At 38.8% G+C, this 5,373-nt stretch carries 1 protein-coding gene; it reads right to left on the minus strand.

From position 1 onward, the window contains the following. Positions 1 to 165: 165 nt before the first annotated feature. A partial coding sequence (locus H7U01_RS09845; RefSeq protein WP_201041513.1) for an SspB-related isopeptide-forming adhesin occupies positions 166 to 5,373 on the minus strand: 5,208 nt, incomplete at its 5' end.

The raw sequence follows: 5,373 nt of genomic DNA on the forward strand, positions 1-5,373 counted from the left end.
AGTTTATTCATACTTATTTTTATAAATAATTTAATAATCAGAAAAATATATTTGTCAGATTATTTTTAGACACAAAAGAGACCCACCCCAATCGGGATGAGTCTCTTTTTCGAAAACTGAAATAGTCTAACTAACTATGTTGAGGGATTTAACCTATTAACTATCTTAGTCTTCTTTTTTGCGTTTTCCTGCTAAACCAAGTCCAGCTGCCGCAAGGATTCCTCCGAGAGCCATAGCTGCCATAGACGTATCATCACCTGTTTCAGGGAGAGCTGGTCCTTTAGGAGCTTCTGGTGTAGTTGGTGGTGTCACTGGTGGAACCACTGGTGTTGGAGGAGTTGGTGGTGTAGGTGGTGTAGTAGGAGGTGTGTTTGGTGGAGTTGTTGGTGGTGTATTTGGTGGGATAACAGTGTTGTTGAACTCAGTATCTTCTGGCAATTGAGAAGTTACTGTCAAGACTTTACCGTCTTTAGTTACAGAAACAACGACTGTAGCTACCATCTTATCGTAGGCAACAGTTGCATCGTTACCTTGTACTTCTTCTACTGTGTAGACGTGAGTACCTTCTTCACCACGTTTGTACTCAAGAGCTGAGAACTTGATCTTACCGTTAGCATCATTGCTTACAGTTTCGATTACATTACCCTTGCTGTCTTTAAGTACGAAGCTAAACTCACCAGCTTTAAGTTGACGACCTTCAAGTTTCTTAGTGAATTCAAACTCAACTTTAGTTGGGATATTGACTACACGTTTTTCTGTTGGTTTTTCTGGTTTTTCAACAGATTTCTTAGTTGGGTCGTATTGGTGAACGATCTGTGACGCAGTATTTTCGATGTCTACACCATCTTTAGCAGTGCCTTTGATAGTTGCAGGAATATCGAACTTGTAGTAGCGTCCGAATGCCAATTTGGCAGTATCGATCACTTGTGTGTTTTCTGCATCGCCAAGTGACTTAGTAAGGTCAGACTTAGATGTTGCAGTGATTACACCATTTTCAACCTTGATGTCAAACTTAGCTGTCACATCTTCTCCTGTTACAGAGTCGTATGCTTTAATATCAGCAACATTGATGTTCAAGTTTTCGCTGTCATATTTATCTGTAACACCTACAGATTGGATATTGTGAGCGTCAGTGAAGTTAGTTGTGTCGAGCCATACTTGGTAGACAAACTTATCACCTTTCTTGAGTGTCTTAGTATTGATATTTTCAGCTTCGTTGTTAGCTGTGTTGTCAGCGTAAGGATCCTTGTTAGTATCGCCTACTTTATCTTTCAACTCAGCATCATCGTCAACAAGTTTCATACCAGTGATATCGAATTTCTCTTTAGAAACAACGTATTTCTCTGGTTGGAACTTAGGTTTTTCTGGTGGACGAACAGTATTATTGAATTCTTTATCTGCTGGATCAGTAACCTTAGTGATAAGAGCTTTAGCTTTACCATCATGTGATACTTCAACAGTGACAAGAGCTTTCATACCGTCGTATTGAACAGTACCGTCAGTACCTTTAACTTCTTCTACTGTGTACTTGTAAGTGCCTTCTTGGCCTTTCTTGTACTCAATAGGTGAGAATTTAACGTTACCTTTAGCGTCATTGCTTACAGTTTCAAGAGTCTTACCTTCTGAATCTTTAAGCACGAAGCTGAATTCGTTAGCTTTAAGCTCACGGCCTTCCAAACGTTTAGTGAAGTTGAATTCTACTGAAATTGGAACACTGTTAACACGTTTTTCAGTTGGTACGTTTGGTTTTTCAACTTTCTTAGTAGTTGGGTTGTAGTAGTTAACAACTTGGGCTGCTGTATTTTCGATATCCACACCGCCAGCGACATCTGCTTTCACTGTTGCAGGAATATCAAATTTATAGTAGCGACCAAACTCGAACTTAGTAGTGTCGATAACTTGAGTGTTTTCAGCATCGCCAAGTGACTTAGTGAAGCCATCTTTAAGGTTAGCTGTAACAACACCATTTTCAACCTTAATGTCGAACTTAGATGTTACATCCGCACCTGATACTGAATCGTAAGCCTTGATTGCTGATGCATCGACATCCAACTTAGTTTCATCGTAGTCATCAGTGATACCAACAGTTTGGATATGATCCTTGTTGTTAGCATCAAATTGAGTTGTATCAAGCCATACTTGGTAGTAAAGTTTTTGACCAGGTTTAACTGACTTAGTATTCAAGTTTTCCAATTCGTTGTTTGATGCATCATCAGCGTAAGGGTTGGTATTTGTATCTGCAACCTTATTAGCCAATTCTTTATCATCATCAACAAGTTTAGTACCTGTTACGTCGAATTTCGCTTCAGAAACAACATATTTTTCTGGTTGGAACTTAGGTTTTTCTGGTGGACGAACAGCATTGTTGAATTCTTTATCAGCAATTTCACCAACAGTTGCTACAAGAGCTTTAGCAGTACCATCATGAGAAACAGTGATTGTTACATTCGCTTTCATTGTATCGTATGTAACAGTTGCATCAGTTCCTTTGACTTCTTCTACTGTGTACTTGTGAACGCCTTCTTGGCCTTTCTTGAATTCAAGTTTAGAGAATTTAACGTTACCAGCTGCATCATTCTTAACAGTTTCAACAACTTTACCTGCTGCATCCTTCAACTCGAATGTGAATTCGTTAGCTTTAAGCTCACGACCTTCCAAACGTTTAGTGAAGTTGAATCCGACTTCAACTGGAACACTGTTTACACGTTTTTCAGTTGGTTTAGTAGGAATTTCTGTCTTCTTAGTTTGTGGGTTGTAGAAGTGAACTACTTGTCCAGCTGTATTTTCAATATCTACACCACCAGGGACAGAGTCTTTAACAGTGGTTGGGATATCGAATTTATAGTAACGACCAAAGGCAAACTTAGTTGTGTCGATGATTTGAGTATTTGCATCGTCTCCAAGTGACTTAGTGAAGCCATCTTTAAGGTTAGCAGTAATCATACCATTTTCAACTTTGATGTCGAATTTAGCTGTTACATCTTCGCCTGTTACTGAATCGTAAGCTTTAATAGCTGAAGCATCAAGATCCAATTTAGTTTCATCGTAGTCATCAGAGATACCAACTGTTTGGATGTAATCCTTGTTGTTAGCGTCGAATTTAGTTGTATCGAGCCATACTTGGTAAACAAGTTTTTCACCACGTTTAACAGACTTAGTATTCATGTTTTCTTTTTCGTTGTTTGATGCATCATCAGCATATGGGTTCGCATTTGTATCTGCGTACTTGTCTGCCAATTCTTTATCATCATCAACGAGTGAGTCACCAGTGATGTCAAATTTCTCTTTGTTCACAACATATTTCTCTGGTTGGAACTTAGGTGTTTCTGGTGGAACCACCTTGTTGTTGAACTCTTTATCGTTAGCACTTGAAGCGAATCCGCCTGTTGAAGCGTGGTTAACGACAGTTGTAAGAACTTTGCCTTCCTTAGTAACTTCCACTGTCACAGTAGCTTTCATAGCATCGTAAGTGATTGAAGTATCTTTACCAGCTACTTCTTCAACTGTGTAAGTGAATGTCTTACCAAGATCTGCTTTGTTGAACAAGAGTTTTTCAAACTTGATGTGACCATCTTTATCGTTGGTTACAGTTTGAAGAACTTTGTTGTCTTTGTCTTTCAATACGAAGCTGAACTCACCTGCAGTCAACTCACGTCCTTCAAGTCGTTTAGTATAATTGAACTCGAGTGGAACAGGAACGTTGTTTTCACGTGTTTGAGTTGGTTTGTTAGGAGTTGTAACTTTCTTATTGAATGGGTTGTATTGGTGAATTGTTTGGTTGGCTGTATTTTCAATATCAACACCGTCGTTAGCATCAATGTCTTTAACAACAGCTGGGATATCAAATTTATAGTAACGTCCAAAGGCAAACTTAGTTGTATCGATGACTGGAGTAGCATCAGTTGAGCTGATAGGCTTAGTCATGCTTGCTTTAGATGTACCATAGAGAACACCGTTTTCAACCTTGATGTCGAATTTAGCTGTTACATCTTCACCAGTGATACCATCGTAAACCTTGATATCAGCAGCGTTGATGTCAAGCTTATCTTCTTCGTAGTTATCTGTGATACCAACTGTTTGAAGGTTGCTTTCTGCAGTGAAATCACGAGTATCAAGCCATACTTGATAGTAGATCTTTTGACCACGTTTGAGGGTCTTACCATTCAAGTTTTGGATTTCAACTTTATCAGCTGAATCGTCGTCATCAGCAAGTTTGTTACCAATGATGTCGAAGCTTGGTTCTGAAACAACGTATTTCTCTGGTTTGAAGTTAGGAGTTACGTTGTTATCGAAGACACGATCGTCACCACCATAAGCATCTCCACCTACTGTAGCGTAAGAGATAACTGTTGACAATTGATCTCCTACTGAAGGTTGGATAACTTGAACAGTAACATTGACTTTCATGTTATCGTAAGTAACAGTTGTATCAGTTCCTTTAACTTCTTCTACTGTGTAGTTGAATGTCTTACCAAGATCTGCTTTAGCATAGTTGATAGTAGAGAATTTAACTTTACCTTCGGCATCATTCTTAACTGTTTCAAGAACATTACCTTTTTCATCTTTCAATTCGAAAGTAAATTCTTTATCTTGCAACTTACGTCCGTTAAGGGTCTTACCGAAGATTAACTCGATAGCAGTTGGAACGTTGTTAACACGTTTTTCAGTTGGTTTGTTAGGTGTTTCAACTTTCTTAGTAGTTGGGTTGTAATAGTTAACGACTTGAGCTGCTGTATTTTCAATTTCAGCACCATCGTAAGCACCGTCAGTAACCTTAGCTGGGATGACAAACTTGTAGTAACGTCCAAATTCGAACTTAGTAGTATCGATAATTTGAGTGTTTTCTGCATCACCAAGTGACTTAGTGAAGCCAGCTTTAAGGTTAGCAGTAATCACACCGTTAGCGATTGAGATATCAAACTTGTCAGTAACATCAGCACCAGTCTTACCATCGTAAGCCTTGATATCTGATTGCTTAACTTCCAATTTAGCTTCATCGTAATCATCAGTGATACCTACAGATTGGATGTTATCCTTATTGTTTGCATCAAATTGATTTGTATCAAGCCATACTTGGTAGTTAATAGTGTCGCCACGTTTAACAGCTTTAGTATTGATGTTTTCTGCTTCGTTGTTTGATGGATCATCCGCATATGGGTTCGCATTGGTATCTGCGTACTTGTTCGCCAACTCTTTATCATCATCAAGAAGCTTAGTACCAGTGATATCAAACTTACCATTATCTTTGCTAAGAACGTATTTCTCTGGTTGGAACTTAGGTTCTTCTGGTGGAGTGACACGGTTGTTAAATTCTTTATCCGCAATGTCGCCTACAGTCGCGATAAGAACTTTAGCTGTTCCATCGTGTTTAAC

Origin of the sequence: Streptococcus sp. 21.1 (genome assembly GCF_016648635.1) — a bacterium.
Lineage (GTDB): Bacteria > Bacillota > Bacilli > Lactobacillales > Streptococcaceae > Streptococcus.